This window comes from Pseudoxanthomonas daejeonensis (assembly GCF_022637495.1).
Taxonomy (GTDB): Bacteria; Pseudomonadota; Gammaproteobacteria; order Xanthomonadales; family Xanthomonadaceae; genus Pseudoxanthomonas; species Pseudoxanthomonas daejeonensis.
The window spans coordinates 2,830,915-2,847,688 of the sequence record NZ_CP093331.1 but is presented as its reverse complement, the minus strand read 5'-3'; the positions used below and the strand labels follow the sequence as shown (position 1 = coordinate 2,847,688).

The 16,774-nt window shown below is 66.8% G+C and carries 14 protein-coding genes and 1 tRNA gene; all 15 read right to left on the bottom strand.

The genetic code is table 11. The features are described 5' to 3' along the window. Positions 1–23 precede the first annotated feature (23 nt). The 15 genes from nusA to MNQ95_RS12720 all read right to left on the bottom strand — a co-directional run bounded on the left by nusA (position 24) and on the right by MNQ95_RS12720 (position 16,766). Positions 24–1,535: a transcription termination factor NusA gene (gene nusA, locus MNQ95_RS12790; protein WP_162408642.1), complete on the bottom strand. Its 1,512-nt coding sequence runs from the start codon at positions 1,533–1,535 to the stop codon at positions 24–26. Positions 1,536–1,542: 7 nt separating this feature from the next. Beyond that, positions 1,543–2,151, bottom strand: coding sequence for a ribosome maturation factor RimP (gene rimP / locus MNQ95_RS12785; RefSeq protein ID WP_241953106.1), 609 nt, complete (start codon positions 2,149–2,151; stop codon positions 1,543–1,545). Between the two features lie 220 nt (positions 2,152–2,371). Next, positions 2,372–2,448: transfer RNA gene (locus tag MNQ95_RS12780), tRNA-Met, on the bottom strand. A gap of 163 nt (positions 2,449–2,611) precedes the next feature. Next, entirely contained in the window at positions 2,612–4,060 is a 1,449-nt protein-coding gene (gene nuoN, locus MNQ95_RS12775) for an NADH-quinone oxidoreductase subunit NuoN (RefSeq protein WP_241953105.1), read from the bottom strand. Positions 4,061–4,072: 12 nt separating this feature from the next. Next, a complete protein-coding gene (locus MNQ95_RS12770; RefSeq protein ID WP_241953104.1) occupies positions 4,073–5,584 on the bottom strand; it encodes an NADH-quinone oxidoreductase subunit M in 1,512 nt (503 codons plus the stop codon). Between the two features lie 19 nt (positions 5,585–5,603). Beyond that, positions 5,604–7,739, bottom strand: coding sequence for an NADH-quinone oxidoreductase subunit L (gene nuoL / locus MNQ95_RS12765; protein ID WP_241953103.1), 2,136 nt, complete (start codon positions 7,737–7,739; stop codon positions 5,604–5,606). Positions 7,740–7,987: 248 nt separating this feature from the next. Continuing rightward, positions 7,988–8,299: an NADH-quinone oxidoreductase subunit NuoK gene (gene nuoK, locus MNQ95_RS12760; RefSeq protein WP_162408637.1), complete on the bottom strand. Its 312-nt coding sequence runs from the start codon at positions 8,297–8,299 to the stop codon at positions 7,988–7,990. A gap of 2 nt (positions 8,300–8,301) precedes the next feature. Continuing rightward, positions 8,302–8,946: an NADH-quinone oxidoreductase subunit J gene (locus tag MNQ95_RS12755; RefSeq protein WP_241953102.1), complete on the bottom strand. Its 645-nt coding sequence runs from the start codon at positions 8,944–8,946 to the stop codon at positions 8,302–8,304. A gap of 7 nt (positions 8,947–8,953) precedes the next feature. Further along, on the bottom strand, positions 8,954–9,442 hold the full coding sequence (nuoI, locus tag MNQ95_RS12750) for an NADH-quinone oxidoreductase subunit NuoI (RefSeq protein ID WP_162408635.1): 489 nt from the start codon (positions 9,440–9,442) through the stop codon (positions 8,954–8,956). A gap of 3 nt (positions 9,443–9,445) precedes the next feature. Then, entirely contained in the window at positions 9,446–10,537 is a 1,092-nt protein-coding gene (gene nuoH / locus MNQ95_RS12745; protein WP_241953101.1) for an NADH-quinone oxidoreductase subunit NuoH, read from the bottom strand. After that, positions 10,534–12,783 (bottom strand): NADH-quinone oxidoreductase subunit NuoG, encoded by a 2,250-nt coding sequence (nuoG, locus tag MNQ95_RS12740; RefSeq protein ID WP_241953100.1) that lies wholly within the window; start codon positions 12,781–12,783, stop codon positions 10,534–10,536. The genes nuoH and nuoG overlap by 4 nt, the downstream gene beginning before the upstream one ends. Continuing rightward, positions 12,780–14,150 carry an NADH-quinone oxidoreductase subunit NuoF gene (gene nuoF, locus MNQ95_RS12735; protein ID WP_162408632.1) on the bottom strand — a complete coding sequence of 457 codons (1,371 nt, stop codon included), beginning with the start codon at positions 14,148–14,150 and terminating at the stop codon, positions 12,780–12,782. Before nuoF ends, nuoG begins: the two co-directional genes overlap by 4 nt. Before the next feature lie 11 nt (positions 14,151–14,161). Next, positions 14,162–14,689, bottom strand: coding sequence for an NADH-quinone oxidoreductase subunit NuoE (gene nuoE, locus MNQ95_RS12730; RefSeq protein WP_241953099.1), 528 nt, complete (start codon positions 14,687–14,689; stop codon positions 14,162–14,164). Further along, on the bottom strand, positions 14,686–16,002 hold the full coding sequence (locus MNQ95_RS12725; RefSeq protein ID WP_241954424.1) for an NADH-quinone oxidoreductase subunit D: 1,317 nt from the start codon (positions 16,000–16,002) through the stop codon (positions 14,686–14,688). The genes nuoE and MNQ95_RS12725 overlap by 4 nt, the downstream gene beginning before the upstream one ends. Before the next feature lie 8 nt (positions 16,003–16,010). Continuing rightward, on the bottom strand, positions 16,011–16,766 hold the full coding sequence (locus MNQ95_RS12720) for an NADH-quinone oxidoreductase subunit C (protein ID WP_241953098.1): 756 nt from the start codon (positions 16,764–16,766) through the stop codon (positions 16,011–16,013). Positions 16,767–16,774 lie beyond the last annotated feature (8 nt).

The following is a 16,774-nucleotide window of genomic DNA, read 5'->3' as shown; positions in this document are numbered from 1 at the left end:
ACGCTCCAGGCGGGCCTGGGCGCTCACGCGCCCCGCTCCAGGCGGGCGATTTCCTCGGCGCGGGCGGCCAGGATCAGCGCCGCGGCGCGGACTTCGTCCAGGCCCTCGATGCCGAACTCGACCACTTCGTCGGCGGCCAGGTCGGACAGGTCCTCGCTGGTGCGCACGCCGTGGGCGGCCAGGGCGAAGGCGGTTTCCTCGTCCATGCCTTCCAGGGCCAGCAGGTCGTCGGCGGGCTGGTGCTCGTCCAGCTCCTCCTCCACCGCCAGCGCCTCGTTGAGCAGGGCGTCGCGGGCGCGGGAGCGCAGTTCCTCGACGATGTCCTCGTCGAAGCCCTCCACCGCCAGCAGCTCGCCGACCGGGACGTAGGCGATCTCCTCGACCGTACCGAAGCCTTCCGACACCAGGATGCCGGCGATCTCCTCGTCCACTTCCAGCTTGTCCATGAACAGCTGGCGGGCGATGGCCTGTTCGGCCTCCGACTTGGCCGCCACCTGGTCCTGGGTCATGACGTTGAGCTGCCAGCCGGTCAGGCGGCTGGCCAGGCGCACGTTCTGGCCGCCCTTGCCGATCGCCTGGGCCAGGCGGTCCTCGGCGACGGCCAGGTCCATCGAATGCTTCTCTTCGTCGACGATGATCGACTGGACCTCGGCCGGCGCCATCGCATTGATGACGAAGTTGGCCGGGTTCTCGTTCCACAGCACGATGTCCACGCGCTCGCCGTTGAGCTCGTTGGATACGGCCTGGACGCGCGAACCGCGCATGCCGATGCACGCGCCGATCGGATCGGTGCGGTTGTCGTGGGCGACGACGGCGATCTTGGCGCGATCGCCCGGGTCGCGGGCGCAGGCCTTGATCTCGACCAGGCCCTGGCCCACTTCCGGCACTTCGAGCTTGAACAGCTCGATCATGAATTCCGGCGCGCCGCGGCTGATGAACAGCTGCGGACCGCGGGGTTCGCTGCGGACCTCGAACAGGTAGCCGCGCACGCGGTCGCCGGTGCGCAGGACGTCACGCGGGATGCCCTTGTCCTTCGGGATGAAGGCTTCGGCGTTGCCGCCCAGGTCCACGAAGATGTTGCCGCGCTCGGCGCGCTTGACCACGCCGGTGACCAGTTCGCCGACGCGATCCTTCCATGCATCGACGACCTGCTGGCGCTCGGCCTCGCGCACGCGCTGCACGATCACCTGCTTGGCGGCCTGCGCCGAGATGCGCCCGAACTCGGGGTTCTCGATCGGCTCCTCGATCCAGTCGCCGACCTCGACGCCGTCGGCCTCGTCGATCGCGTCCATCAGGCGGATCTGCCGGTCGGGGGATTCCATGACCACGTCGTCGGCCACCACTTCCCAGCGGCGGAAGGTCTCGTAGCTGCCGTCCTTGCGGTCGATCGCCACGCGGGCGACCACGTCCTGGTCCAGGTAGCGCTTCTTGGCGGCGGAAGCCAGCGCGGCCTCCAGCGCGTCGAAGATCACGTCGCGCGGCACGCCCTTCTCGTTGGCGACCGCATCCACTACCAGAAGAAGTTCCTTGCTCATCTTGTCTTTACTCCGCGTGCGGCTTGCCGGCCGCCGGCTTGGTGGAGGGTTGCTTGCCAGTGTTCGTGCTGCTGCCCTGCCCCTTGGCGGGCTTGCCCTTCGAGGGCGAATTCTTGTTCGGCGCCAGGCCCATGGCCGCCCAGTCGGGCACCAGGCGCGCCTTGTCGATGTTGTCGGCCGCGACGACGAACTCGACGTCGTCAAGGCCGAACACCACGTTGCCGGCCTCGACCCGCAGGATCCGGCCCTGCAGGCGGCGACGGCCATCCTGCGGCAGCTTCAGGCCGACCTTGGCTTCTTCGCCAACGAAGCGGGCGAACTGCGTGGCGGTGAACAGCGGCCGGTCCAGGCCCGGCGAGGACACTTCCAGCGTGTAGTTGCTGGAGATCGGATCGGCCACGTCCAACTGCGCCGAAACCTCGCGACTGACCGACTCGCAGTCTTCGATGGTCACCGTCCGCTCGGGCTCGCCGCCCTCGCCTGCCGGAACATCGATGTACAGGCGCAACGTCGCGCCGCCAGGGGCCGGCAGGTATTCGATGCCCAGCAGCTCCAGGCCCAGCGACTCGATGGTCGGGCCCAGCAGCTCGGTGATTTCGCTGTGCTTCTCGCTCATTGCGGCGGTTTCTCGAACGCGGAAACGGAACGGCGACGACTTTTCCGGGCCCCGGAAACGACAAAGGGCCCGACCGGGCCCCGTGTCCGACAGGAGCCCTATCTGGGCTTCCCATCCGATGATGCTGGAATCGGCGCAACGACGGGAACATGCGTCGTTGCAAGCCCAGGCTTGCGGGTCCGTATCCATACAGTGAACCGGAAAACGGAACCGCGAAACATGGTAGCGGGGGCAGGATTTGAACCTGCGACCTTCGGGTTATGAGCCCGACGAGCTGCCAGACTGCTCCACCCCGCAGCAGAAGCGGAATTATGGTGATTAACGCGGACTATTGCAAGCCCTGTCACTCACCCGATGCAAATAATCGTATTGCCCTGGACTAACACCCCGGCACAGTCGCCGGATTTCGCACAGAAACCCTTGCAGGCGCCACCGCCCCGAAGGGCCATCCGCAGCGGACTTACACGAACGCCCGCTGGCACCACACCATGATCGGGTTCCAGGCCAGGCCCAGCGCCAGCAGGCCGAGCGAGTTGACCCCCAGCACCACGCCCAGCACGCGGTCGTTGTGCGCCGGCAGCGGCGCGCCTACGGGCTCGTCGAAGTACATGACCTTGATCACGCGCAGGTAGTAGAACGCGCCGATGACCGCACACAGCACGCCCAGCAGGGCCAGCCACAGCATCCCGCCCTGCACCGCCGCGCCGAGCACGGCCAGCTTGGTCCAGAAGCCCAGGAACGGCGGCACGCCTGCCAGCGAGGCCATGATGCAGAGCACCAGCCCCGCCATCCACGGGCTGCGGGCGTTGAGGCCCTTGAAGTCGTCGATGTTCTCGGCTTCGAAACCCTGCCGCGACAGCGCGATGATCGCGCCGAAGGCCGCGGTGGACATCAGCGCGTAGGCGATCGCGTAGAACAGCGCCGCCGCGTAGCCGCGCTCGTCGCCGCCGGCCAGGCCCATCAGCAGGAAGCCGATGTGCGAGACGGTGGAGTACGCCAGCATGCGCTTGAGGTTGGTCTGGGCGATGGCCATCAGGTTGCCGATCACCAGCGAAGCGGCGGCCAGGCCGGCCAGCAGCCACTTCCATTCGTCGGCCAGCGGACCCACGCCCACTTCCAGCAGGCGGTAGGCCATGCCGAACGCGGCCAGCTTCGGCGCCGAGCTCACGAACAGCGCGACCGGTGCGGTGGCGCCCTGGTACACGTCGGGCAGCCACATGTGGAACGGCGCCGCGCCGAGCTTGAAGGCCACGCCGGCGACCATGAACACCGTGCCGGTGAGCAGCAGGGTGCGCTCGTCGGAACCGCCGATGGCGGCGTTGATCGCATCCAGATGCAGGCTGCCGGTCGCGCCGTAGACCAGGGACATGCCGTACAGCAGCAGGCCCGAGGCCAGCGAACCGAGCACGATGTACTTCATCGCCGCCTCGGTAGCCTTGCCGTTGTCGCGGTCGGCGGCGACCAGGGCGTAAGAGCACAGCGCCAGCAGCTCCAGGCCCAGGTAGACCATCACCAGGCTGCCGGCCGAGACCAGCATCATCATGCCCGCGGTGGCGAACAGCACCAGCACCGGGATCTCGCCCTGGTACAGCTTGCGTTCGCGCAGGTAGCTCCAGCCGTAGACCAGGGTCAGGCCGCTCATCAGCACGATCGCCAGCTTCATCACGTCGGCGGCGGTGTCGCGCACGAACATGCCGTTGAACGCCACGCCCTGCCCGCCCGTGCCGGTGGCCAGCATCGCCAGCACCACCACCAGCACCAGCACCGATAGGAAATGCGTCCAGACCTTGTGCCTGGCATCGATGAACAGGTCGATGATCAGCAGGGCAAAGGCGCCGCCGACCATCACCAGCTCCGGCAGCAGTGGCAGGAGCTCGGCGGCGGACGGCATCGCGGGAGTCGTGGTCATCTTCTGGAATCCTTACAGCTTGCTGTTGGCGATCTGCATCGCCAGTTGCGCGATCGACGGTTCCATCAGGTCGGTGAGCGGCTTGGGCCACACGCCCAGCAGCAAAGTACCGGCGGCGAACACGCCCAGGACCAGGATCTCGCGGCCATTGATGTCCTTCATTTCGGCCACGTGCGCGTTCCCCACTTCGCCGAAGAACACCCGCTTGTAGAGCCACAGCGTGTACGCGGCGGTGATCACCAGGGTGGTGGCGGCCAGGAACGCGATCATCGGGTGCTTCTGGAAGCTGGCCAGGATCACCATGAACTCGCCGACGAAACCGCTCGTGCCCGGCAGGCCGGCATTGGCCATGAAGAACAGCATCGAGAACGCGGCGAACCAGGGCATCACGTTGGCCACGCCGCCGTAGTCGGCGATCCGGCGGGTGTGCATGCGGTCGTAGAGCACGCCTATGCAGGTGAACATCGCGCCGGAGACGAAGCCGTGCGAGACCATCTGGACCATGGCGCCCTGCAGGCCCAGCCGCGCGGCATCGAGCGAGCCGAAGTCGCGGACCAGGGTGAAGGCGATGAAGGTGCCCAGGGTGACGAAGCCCATGTGCGCCACGGACGAGTACGCAACCAGCTTCTTCATGTCGTCCTGGACCAGCGCGACCAGGCCCACGTAGACCACCGCGATCAGCGACAGCGTGATCACCAGCCAGGCCCATTCGTGGCCCGCGTCGGGGGTGATCGGCAGGTTGAAGCGCAGGAAACCGTAGCCGCCGATCTTCAGCGCGATCGCGGCCAGGATCACCGAACCGGCGGTCGGGGCCTCGACGTGCGCATCCGGCAGCCAGGTGTGGACCGGGAACATCGGCACCTTGACCGCGAAGGCGATCATGAACGCGAAGAAGATCCAGGTCTGCTCCTTGGCGGTGAGCGGCAGCGCATACAGGTCGGCGAGCTGGAAGCTGCCACCCTTCAGGTACAGGTAGACCAGCGCCACCAGCATCAGCACCGAGCCGAGGAAGGTGTAGAGGAAGAACTTCATCGCCGCATAGATGCGCCGCGGCCCGCCCCAGACGCCGATGATCAGGAACATCGGGATCAGCATGGCCTCGAAGAACACGTAGAACAGGATCGCGTCGGTCGCCGCGAAGATGCCCACGGTCACGCCCTGCAGGACCAGGAACGAGGCTACGTACTGGTTCACGCGCTTGTTGACCACGCCCCAGGCGCCGATCAGCGCCAGCACGCCGACCAGGGTCGTCAGCAGGATCAGCGCGATCGCGATGCCGTCCACGCCCAGGTTGTAGTGGATGCCGTAGGACGGGATCCAGGCGTGCTGTTCGACGAACTGCATGCCCGGATTTGCGTAGTCGAAGCCGGTCAGCAATCCCAGGCTCAGCAGGAAGGTGACCAGGGCCACCGCCAGCGACGACCAGCGCGCAGCCGACGCCCGGGCGTTGCCCAGGGCGAGGATCAGCGCGCCGCCGAGGACCGGCAGCCAGATCAGGACACTAAGCAGGTGCGTGTTCGCCACGTCTCGTTCTTCCGTACAGTCAGCGCCAGAACCGCATGAGGACGGCCAGGAGTGCAATCAGGCCGATGATCATCGCGAAGGCGTAGTGGTAGAGGTAACCGGATTGGGTGCGGCGCAACAGCGACGCGGCGAGGTCGACCACGCGCGCGCTGCCGTTGACGATGACCCCGTCGATCAGGGTGCTGTCGATCCAGCGCGAAACGCGACCCAGCTTGACGCCGCCGCCGGCGAAGCCCTTGATCCAGAGGTGGTCGAAGCCGTACTTCTCTTCGAGGATCCGCACCACCGGCGCGAAGGTGCGACGCGCGCGACCGGCCAGGTCCGGCTTCCACAGGTAGAACAGCGCGGCCAGCAGGAAGCCGGCGACCGTCAGCCAGAAGGCGGGCATCATCATGCCGTGGGTCGCGTACTTGACCGGGCCGTGCCAGAACTCTTCGCCGACGCGGGCTATGGTGTCGCGCGCGGGGTCGGTGAAATCGATGGCACCCGTGAAGAAGGTCACCAGCTGGCCGGGAATGGCTGCTGCATGGTGGTCTCCGCCCCAGGTGGTGCCGAACAGCATCGGACCGGCAGTGAAGAAGCCGATCAGCACCGACGGGATCGCCAGCAGGATCAACGGCACCGTGACCACCCAGGGCGACTCGTGCGGCTCGTGCGCGCCGTGGTGGCCATGGCCGTCATCCGCGTGGGCGACGTCGCCATCGGCATGCTCGCCATGCGCATGCTCGGCGTGGGCATGCTCGTCGTGGCCGTGGCCGGCATGCGCGTCGCGGAACCGTTCCTCGCCATGGAAGGCCATGAACAGCAGGCGGAAGCTGTAGAAGCTGGTCACGATCACGCCACCCAGTACCGCCCAGTACGCGTACGTCGCGATCCAGTGGTGGGTCTCGTGCGCGTGCAGCGCGGCCGCCTCGATGATCGTGTCCTTCGAATAGAAGCCGGAGAAGAACGGCGTGCCGACGAGGGCCAGGGTGCCGATCACACTGGTCCAGTAAGTGATCGGCATGTACTTGCGCAGCCCGCCCATCCTGCGCATGTCCTGCTCGTGGTGCATGCCGATGATCACCGAACCGGCCGCCAGGAACAGCAGCGCCTTGAAGAAGGCGTGGGTCATCAGGTGGTACACCGCACCCGAGTACGCCGACACGCCCAGCGCCACGGTCATGTAGCCGAGCTGCGACAGGGTCGAATACGCGACCACGCGCTTGATGTCGTTCTGGACGATGCCGATCAGGCCCATGAAGAACGCGGTCGTGGCGCCGATGAACAGGATGAAAAGCAGCGCGGTGTCGGACAGTTCGAACAGCGGTGACATGCGCGCCACCATGAAGATGCCTGCGGTCACCATCGTCGCGGCGTGGATCAGCGCCGAGATCGGGGTCGGGCCTTCCATCGAGTCCGGAAGCCACACGTGCAGCGGCACCTGCGCCGACTTGCCCATCGCACCGATGAACAGGCAGATGCAGATGATGGTCGCGATGCTCCACGGGTGCCCGCTGAAGATCTGGACGTGCTGGCCCGCGATCATCGGCGCGTTGGCGAACACGGTCGCGTAGTCCAGCGTGCCGAACCACAGCATCACCCCAGCGATGCCGAGCAGGAAGCCGAAGTCGCCCACCCGGTTGACCAGGAACGCCTTCATGTTGGCGAACACCGCGCTCGGCCGCTTGAACCAGAAGCCGATCAGCAGGTACGACACCAGGCCCACCGCTTCCCAGCCGAAGAACAGCTGCAGGAAGTTGTTGCTCATCACCAGCATCAGCATGCTGAAGGTGAACAGCGAGATGTAGCTGAAGAAGCGCTGGTAGCCCGGGTCCTCGGCCATGTAGCCGATGGTGTAGATGTGGACCAGCAGCGAGACGAAGGTGACCACCACCATCATCATCGCGGTCAGGCGGTCGACCATGAAGCCGACATGGGCCGAATAGCTGCCGACTTCGAAGAACGTGTAGACGTTCTGGTTGAACGGCGACGCGCCGCCGGCCACCAACTGGTACAGGACGTAGATCGACAGCGCGCAGCTGGCGGCCACGCCGAGGATGGTGACGTACTGGGCGCCCTTGCGGCCGACCTGGCGGCCGAACAGGCCAGCCACGATGCTGCCCAGCAACGGGGCCAGCACGATCAGCAGCAGGTGGGTTTTGGAGATCATCATGGTGTGCCGTCTAATCCAGTACGTGCCTGTCGGTGCGACGCGGGACCGGGGTCCTTCGCCTGCGCATGCCGCAACTTCCAAATTCTCGCCGGCGCGTTGCCTTGCCGGATGCATCGCTCCGGAAGCCGGAGCGCCACGCAATCACTGATTCCCCGCCATCCATGGCGGCCCCACGCGGGTTCCGGGGAACCCTGCCCGCCCATCCATGGCCGGGCGCTGGGTCACGCGAGCCGGTGGCCCGCGGGGACTCAGCCCTTGAGCGTATCCACCTCGCCGACGTTGATCGTGCCGCGGGTGCGGAACAGCGCGACGAGGATGGCCAGGCCGATGGCCGCCTCGGCAGCGGCCACCGTCAGGATGAAGAAGACGAAGATCTGCCCCGCCGCATCGCCCAGCTCGCGCGAGAAGGCGATGAAGTTGATGTTGACCGACAGCAGCATCAGCTCGATCGACATCAGCAGGACGATGACGTTCTTACGGTTGAGGAAGATGCCGGCCATGCTGATGCAGAACAGCACCGCGCCCAATGCCAGCAGGTGTCCGAGGGTAATGCCGGCCATGATCATGCCTGCCCCTCCCCTTCGGCCGCCGAGGCGGGCGGCACCGGCTTCTCGGCCGGCATCGAAACCATGCGCAGGCGGTCGGACGCCTTGACCCGCGACTGTTCGGCCGGGTTCTGGGTCTTGATGCCGGTGCGCTTGCGCAGGGTGATCATCACCGCCGCGACCACGGCCACGGTCAGGATCACCGCGGCGAACTCGAAGGGCAGGATGAAATCGGTGAACAGGTAGCCGGCCAGCCACTTGGTGTTCGAGGCATCGGCGGCGATCGACGCTGCGTTCTCCGGGAACGGCGCCGCGGCACGGGCACGCACGCCGATCAGGGTGAGCACCTGCACCAGCATGACCACCGCGACCACCACGCCCACCGGCAGGAACTTCACCCAGCCCTCGCGCAGCGCGGCCACGTCGATGTCCAGCATCATCACCACGAACAGGAACAGGACCATCACCGCGCCCACGTAGACCAGGATCAGCGCCACGCCGAGGAACTCGGCACCGACCAGCAGCCAGACGCAGGCGACGGAGAAGAAGGTGAGGATGAGGCACAGCACCGCGTTGACCGGGTTGCGCACGCTGATCACGGCACCGGCGGAAACGACCGCGGTGGCGGCGAAGGCGTAGAAGGCGATCTTGATCCAGTCCATCGTGGCCTCAGCGGTAGGCGGCGTCGGCCGCGCGGCGTTCGGCGATCTCCGCCTCAAGGCGGTCGCCAATGGCCAGCAGCTGCGGCTTGGTGACGATGTTCTCGCCGCGCTTCTCGAAGTGGTACTCCAGCACGTGCGTCTCCACGATCGAATCCACCGGGCAGCTTTCCTCGCAGAAGCCGCAGTAGATGCACTTGAACAGGTCGATGTCGTAGCGCGTGGTGCGGCGGGTGCCGTCCTCGCGCCTGGTCGAATCGATTGTGATGGCCAGCGCCGGGCAGACCGCCTCGCACAGCTTGCAGGCGATGCAGCGTTCCTCGCCGTTCGGGTAACGGCGCAACGCGTGCAGGCCACGGAAGCGCGGCGACTGCGGGAACTTCTCCATCGGGTACATCAGCGTGTACTTGGGACGGAACAGGTAGCGCAGGGTCAGGCCCAGGCCCCGGAGCAGCTCCAGCAGCATCAGGCTCTTGAAATAATGGACGACTTTGCTCATCGGTCAGGCGCCCTTCTCGAACACGCCGTAGAACACCAGCAGCGCGGTGACCGCGATCCAGGCGATGGTGATCGGAATGAATACCTTCCAGCCCAGGCGCATGATCTGGTCGTAGCGGTAGCGCGGGAAGCTCGCACGGAACCAGATGTAGGCGCTGGCGAAGAAGAACGCCTTGGCCAGCAGCCACGGCCAGCCACCCTTCCAGATCCAGTCGACCCAGGGCGACACGTCACCGGTCACCCAGCCCTGCAGCGGGCTCAGCCAGCCGCCGAGGAAGAACAACGCGATCAGGAAGCTGACCAGGATCATGTTGGCGTATTCGGCGAGGAAGAACAGCGCGAACGCCGAACCCGAATACTCCACCATGTGGCCGGCCACGATCTCCGACTCGCCCTCGACCACGTCGAACGGCGCGCGGTTGGTCTCGGCCACGCCCGATACCCAATAGACGACGAACAGCGGCATCAGCGGCAACCAGAACCACTCGAAGAAGCCCGCGTCGCCGGCCTGCGCCATCACGATGTCGGTGAGGTTGAGGCTGCCGGCGGCGATGAGTACGCCGACCAGGGCAAAGCCCATCGCGATCTCGTAGCTGACGACCTGGGCGGCCGAACGCATCGCGCCGAGGAACGCGTACTTCGAGTTCGAGGCCCAGCCCGCGATGATCACGCCGTACACACCCAACGACGTCATCGCCAGCAGGTACAGCAGGCCGGCATTGGCGTTGGACAGCACCAGCTGGTAGTCGAAAGGCACCACCGCCCATGCCGCGAACGCCGGCCCCAGCACGATCAGCGGGGCGATCAGGAACATCACCCGGTGCGCGCTGCTGGGCTGGATGACTTCCTTGAACAGCAGCTTGAACACGTCAGCGAAGGCCTGGAAGATGCCCATGCCCACGTACATCGGCCCGTGGCGCGCATGCATCCAGCCGATCAGCTTGCGCTCCCACACCACGTAGAACGCGACCGAGATGATCACCGGCATGGCGATGACCAGGATCTTGAGCACGATCCACAGCGCCGGGCCGAGTTCGCCGAGCCCGAAGAACCATTCGCGCAGTGGACCGACCGCGTTGATCAGCAGTTCGTTCATGCCTTCACCACCTCGACCCGGCCCGCGCCCAGCGGCGCGGTGGCGCCGTGGCCGCCTTCGATCCATGCCACGCCCGCGGCGACGCCCGGATCCACAACCACCGGAAGGGTCGCGGTGCCGTCGCTGCCCCTGACCTTGGCGACGGTTCCGTCGGCCAGGCCGGCGGCGACCGCATCGTCCGGGTTGAGCACGATGCGTGGCTCCAGGCTGAGCGGGTGCGCCTGCAGTGCCGGCGCACGACGCACGACCGCATCGGTGCGATAGATCGCCGGGACCAGCGCCAGCTCCAGGCCGGCGTTGCCGACGGCGCCGGCGCGACCGGCCCGGACTTCCACTTTTCGACCGCCCTCGAGCAGCGCGCGTGCGCCCGCCAGGTCGGTGAATCCGAAGCCCGAAAGTCCCAGTTCACCGCCCAGCGCACGCAACACGCGCCAGCCCGCGCGGGCCTGGCCGGGCAGCTTGCCACCGGCGTGCGCCGGCTGTTCGATGCCGTCGAGGTTGGTCAGGGTCGCCTCCACTTCGGGCAGTGCGCCCACCGGCAGGATCACGTCCGCGACCGCGCGGGTGGACTCGCAGGCGAAGTGACTGAAAGCCACGACCTGCGCGGCGTTCAAGGCCTTCAAGGCAGCAGCGGTATCGGCGAAGTCCAGGCCCGGTTCGATGCCGTACAAAACGTAGGCACCGCGCGGTTCGGCGAACATGCCGTCGACGTCGCGCGCAGTCGGCAGTACGCCGGCGCGTGCCAGGCCCACGGCGTTGGCGCCCTGCGGGATGCGGCACAGCGAGGCGCCGGTGGCAGCGGCGAAATCGCGCGCGGCAGCGCGGATCGCGGCGGCCTGCGGATGGTTCTCGGCGATCGAACCGACGATCACCACCGCACGGGTCGCGGCCTTGGCGGCGTCGCGCAGAGCGGTGTCGCCCAGCACGTCGGCGAAGCGCGACGGCGGCACCAGGTGCTTGCCGGCCAGGGCGAAGGTGAAATCGAAGTCGACCGGATTGATCGCGTGGATGCGGGCGTTGCGCTTGACCTGCGACTGGCGCAGGCGTGCATGCAGCAGCGGCAGTTCGTGACGGAGGTTGCTGCCGACCAGCACGACCACGTCGGCCTGGCCGACTTCGGCCAGCGGCACGGCGAACGGCTCGGCCAGGGCACCATCGGAGAAGTCACGGTTGCCGATGCGGTGGTCGAGGTTGCCGCTGCCCAGCTCGCCGGCCAGCAGCGCCAGCAGGCCGCCTTCCTCGTTCGACGTCGCCGGATGGGCGAGCACGCCCAATGCATCACCGGCGTGGGCGCGCAGGATGTCGCTCGCCGCGGCCAGGCCTTCGGCCCAGGAAACTTCGCGCCATTGCCCGTCCACCTTGCGCATCGGCACGGTGGCACGGTCGGCCGCGTACAGGCCCTGGTGCGAATAGCGGTCGCGGTCGGACAGCCAGCACTCGTTGACCGCTTCGTTGTCGCGCGGCACCGTGCGCAGCACTTCGCCCCGGCGCACGTGCAGGTACAGGTTCGAACCCATCGCGTCGTGGTAGCCGAGCGATTCCTTCGCCACCAGCTCCCATGGACGCGCGCGGAACTGGAACACCTTGTTGGTCAGCGCGCCGACCGGGCACACGTCGACGACATTGCCGGACAGCTCGGTCGTCAGCGGCTTGCCGTCGTAGGTGCCGATCTGCAGGTTCTCGCCACGGTACATGCCGCCCAGCTCGTAGGTGCCGGCGATCTCGCCGGTGAACCGCACGCAGCGGGTGCAATGGATGCAGCGGGTCATCTCGGTGGCGACCAGCGGGCCGATGTCCTCGTCGGGCACCGCGCGCTTGCGCTCCACGTAACGGCTGACCGAGCGTCCGTAACCCAGCGACACGTCCTGCAACTCGCACTCGCCGCCCTGGTCGCAGACCGGGCAGTCCAGCGGGTGGTTGATCAGCAGGAATTCCATGACATTGCGCTGGGCCTTGAGCGCCTTCTCGTTGCGCGTGAAGACCTTCAGGCCGTCCATTACCGGGGTTGCGCAGGCCGGCGACGGCTTCGGCGCCGAGCGGCCGCCCACTTCGGTATCGACCAGGCACATGCGGCAGTTCGCGGCCACTGCCAGCTTGTCGTGGTAGCAGAAGCGCGGGATCGGAATGCCGGCCTTGTCCGCGGCCTGGATGATCATCGAGCCCTTGGGCGCGGCCATCTCGACGCCGTCGATGAAGACGGTGACGTGGTCCGGCGGCAGGTTCGGGTTGACGGGCTGCGCACTCACGCGGCCACCTCCAGGTTGGAACGGACCACCTTGCCGTCGCGCTCGTCGTCGACGAGGAAACGCTTGTTCACGATCGCGTATTCGAATTCGTGCCAGAAATGGCGCAGGAAACCCTGCACCGGCCACGCGGCGGCTTCGCCGAACGCGCAGATGGTGTGGCCCTCGATCTGGCCGGCTGCCGCGCGCAGCGTCTGCAGGTCCTCGAGGGTCGCCTTGTGCTCGACCACGCGGGTCAGCATGCGGTACATCCAGCCGGTGCCTTCCCGGCACGGCGTGCACTGGCCGCAGCTTTCCTTGAAGTAGAAGCGCGCGATGCGCTGGCAGGCGCGGACCATGCAGGCGGTGTCGTCCATCACCACGACCGCGCCCGAGCCCAGGCCCGAACCGGCCTTCTGGATCGCGTCGTAGTCCATGGTCAGGGCCATCATGGTCTCGCCCGGCAGCACCGGCATCGAGGAACCGCCCGGAATCACCGCCTTGATCTTGCGGCCCGGCCGCATGCCACCGCACAGCTCCAGCAGTTCGGCGAACGGCGTGCCCAGGCGGATCTCGTGGTTGCCCGGCTTGGCGACATGGCCGGAGACCGAGAAGATCTTGCAGCCGCCGTTGTTGGGCTTGCCCAGGTTCATGAACCACTCGGCGCCGTTGCGGATGATCGCCGGCACCGAGGCGTAGGTCTCGGTGTTGTTGATCGTGGTCGGCTTGCCGTACAGGCCGAAATTGGCCGGGAACGGCGGCTTGAAGCGCGGCTGCCCCTTCTTGCCTTCCAGCGACTCCATCAGCGCGGTCTCTTCGCCGCAGATGTAGGCGCCCGCGCCGAGCGCGTTGTACAGGTCGATGTCCACGCCGGAGCCGAGGATGTTCTTGCCCAGCCAGCCATTGGCGTAAGCCTCGGCAGTGGCTTCCTCGAGATGCTCGAACGGCTCGTGGTGGAACTCGCCGCGCAGGTAGTTGTAGCCCACGGTCGAACCGGTGGCGTAGCAGGCGATCGCCATGCCCTCGATCACCGCGTGCGGGTTGTAGCGCAGGATGTCGCGGTCCTTGGCGGTGCCCGGCTCGGATTCGTCCGAGTTGCAGAGGATGTACTTCTGCATGTCGCCCTTGGGCATGAAGCTCCACTTCAGGCCGGTCGGGAAGCCCGCGCCGCCGCGGCCGCGCAGGCCGGACTGCTTGACCATCTCGACCACGTCGGCCGGCGGGATCTTCTCGGAGATGATCTTCCGCAGCGCCTGGTAGCCACCGGTCTTGAGGTAGTTCTCGTACGACCACGGCTTGTCGAAGTGCAGCGTCGTGTAGACCGCCTGGTGCTCCTTCGGGGCCGGGCCGACCGGGCCGTAGCCCTCTGAAATCTTGGTGTGGTGCGCCATCTTCCGTGGCCTCACTTCAGTCCGTCGATCAGCTCATCCACCTTCTCGGCGGTGAGCTTCTCGTGGTAATGGCCGTTGATCACGACCACCGGGGCGCCGCAGCACGCGGCCACGCATTCTTCCTCGCGCTTGAGGAAGACGCGGCCGTCGGCGGTCGACTCGCCCAGCTTGCAGCCGAGCTTCTTCTCGGCATGCGCGACGAGCTGTTCGGCGCCGTTGAGCCAGCAGCTGATGTTGGTGCAGAAAGCCACGTTGTTGCGGCCGACCTTCTCGGTCTCGAACATCGAATAGAAGGTCGCGACTTCGTAGGCCCACACCGGCGGCAGGTCCAGGTACTTGGCCACGCCGGCGATCAGCTCGTCGGTCAGCCAGCCGCCGTTCTGCTCCTGCGCGGCGTGCAGCCCCTGCAGCACTGCCGAACGCTTGCGGTCCGGCGGGAACTTGGTCAGCCAGTGGTCGATGTGCGCGCGGGTCTCGTCGCTGAGGACGACCATCGGGTCGACGTGGCGCGCGTTCTCGAAGTTACCGGTGGCCTTCATCGATCCACCTCACCAAACACAAGGTCATAAGTACCGATCATGGCCACGACGTCGGCCAGCATGTGGCCGCGCACGATCTCGTCCATCGAGGACAGGTGCGCGAAGCCCGGGGCGCGCAGGTGCACGCGGAACGGCTTGTTGGCGCCGTCGGAAACCAGGTAGCAGCCGAACTCGCCCTTGGGCGCCTCGACCGCGGCGTAGGTCTCGCCGGCCGGCACGCAGTAGCCCTCGGAGAACAGCTTGAAGTGGTGGATCAGCGCTTCCATGTCGTCCTTCATCTCCTCCCGCTTGGGAGGGGCGACCTTGAAGTTCTGGACCATGACCGGGCCGGGGTTGGCCTTGAGCCACTTCACGCACTGGGCGACGATCAGGTTGGACTGGCGCATTTCGGCCACGCGGACCAGGTAGCGGTCGTAGCAGTCGCCGTGGGTGCCCAGCGGGATGTCGAAGTCGACCGCATCGTATTTCGCGTACGGCTGCTTCTTGCGCAGGTCCCAGGCGATGCCCGAGCCGCGCAGCATGACGCCGGTCATCGACCAGGCCTTGGCCTGCTCCGGCGAGATCACGCCGATGCCGACGGTCCGCTGCTTCCAGATGCGGTTGTCGGTCAGCAACGTCTCGTACTCGTCGACGCGCTTGGGGAACTCGCGGGTGAAGTGCTCGAGGTAATCGAGCACCGAGCCCTCGCGGGCCTCGTTGAAGCGCTTGAGCTTGGCGCCCTTGTGCCAGGGGGATTCCTTGTACTTGGGCATGTGGTCCGGCAGGTCGCGGTAGACGCCGCCCGGACGGTAATAGGTCGCGTGCATGCGCGCGCCACTGACCGCCTCGTAGACGTCCATCAGCTCTTCGCGCTCGCGGAACGCATACAGGAACACCGCCATCGCGCCCAGGTCCAGGGCGTTGGAACCGAGCCACATCAGGTGGTTCAGGATCCGGGTGACCTCGTCGAACATGGTCCGGATGTACTGCGCGCGCTCCGGCGCCTCGATCCCCAGCAGGGTTTCGATGGCACGCACGTACGCGTGCTCGTTGCACATCATCGAGCAGTAATCCAGGCGATCCATGTAACCGATCGACTGGTTGAACGGCTTGGACTCGGCCAGCTTCTCGGTACCCCGGTGCAGCAGGCCCACGTGCGGGTCGGCGCGAACGATGGTCTCGCCGTCCATCTCCAGGATCAGGCGCAGCACGCCATGCGCGGCCGGATGCTGCGGGCCGAAGTTCATGGTGTAGTTGCGGATCTCCTGCCGGGCCTCGGCGGGATTGCTGGCGAAGGTGCCGCCCGCCTGGTGGATCGTGGTATCCGGGGTCATCTGGGCGCTCACTTGGCGGCCTCCCGTTGCGCGGCTTCGCCGGCTGCGGTCTGGTAACGCGCGTCGTCGCGGATCACCCGCGGTACGCCCACGCGCGGTTCGACCGAGGTGACCGGCTCGTACACCACGCGCTTGCGCTCCTCGTCGTAACGCACTTCGACGTTGCCGATCAGCGGGAAGTCCTTGCGGAACGGATGGCCGACGAAACCGTAGTCGGTCAGGATCCTGCGCAGGTCCGGGTGGCCCTCGAAGACGATGCCGTACAGGTCGAACGCCTCGCGCTCGAACCAGTTGGCGCCCGGCCAGATGCCGGTGACCGACGGCACCACCGGCAACGCATCGTCGGCGGCGAAGCAACGCAGGCGCACGCGCAGGTTGTTCGCGTAGGAAATCAGGTGCACGACCGCGGCGAAACGGCGCTGCGCGACCGGGGCGATGGGCGTGATCCGTCCGTCCTGCTCTTGGCTGGGCTGCTCGCCCCAACCAAAGCGGCCGGTGCCCTTGCCTTCCACGCCGCGGCTGAAACCGGCGTTGGAGACCCCGTCGGTGTCCCACTCGTCGCTGCCGTAGGAGAGGTAATCGATGCCGCTGACCGCGACCAGCTGCTCGAAGCCGAACTCGTCACGCAACGCCTGGCAGGTCGTCAGCCAGTCCGGGCCGGCGGCCTCGAGGGTGATCTCGCCACGGGGTTCGGCCACGGTCACCACAGCGGCCGAAAAACGGTCGCGCAGTCGTTGGGCGAAGGAGGCTGCTGGCTCGGCCATGGGGCTTG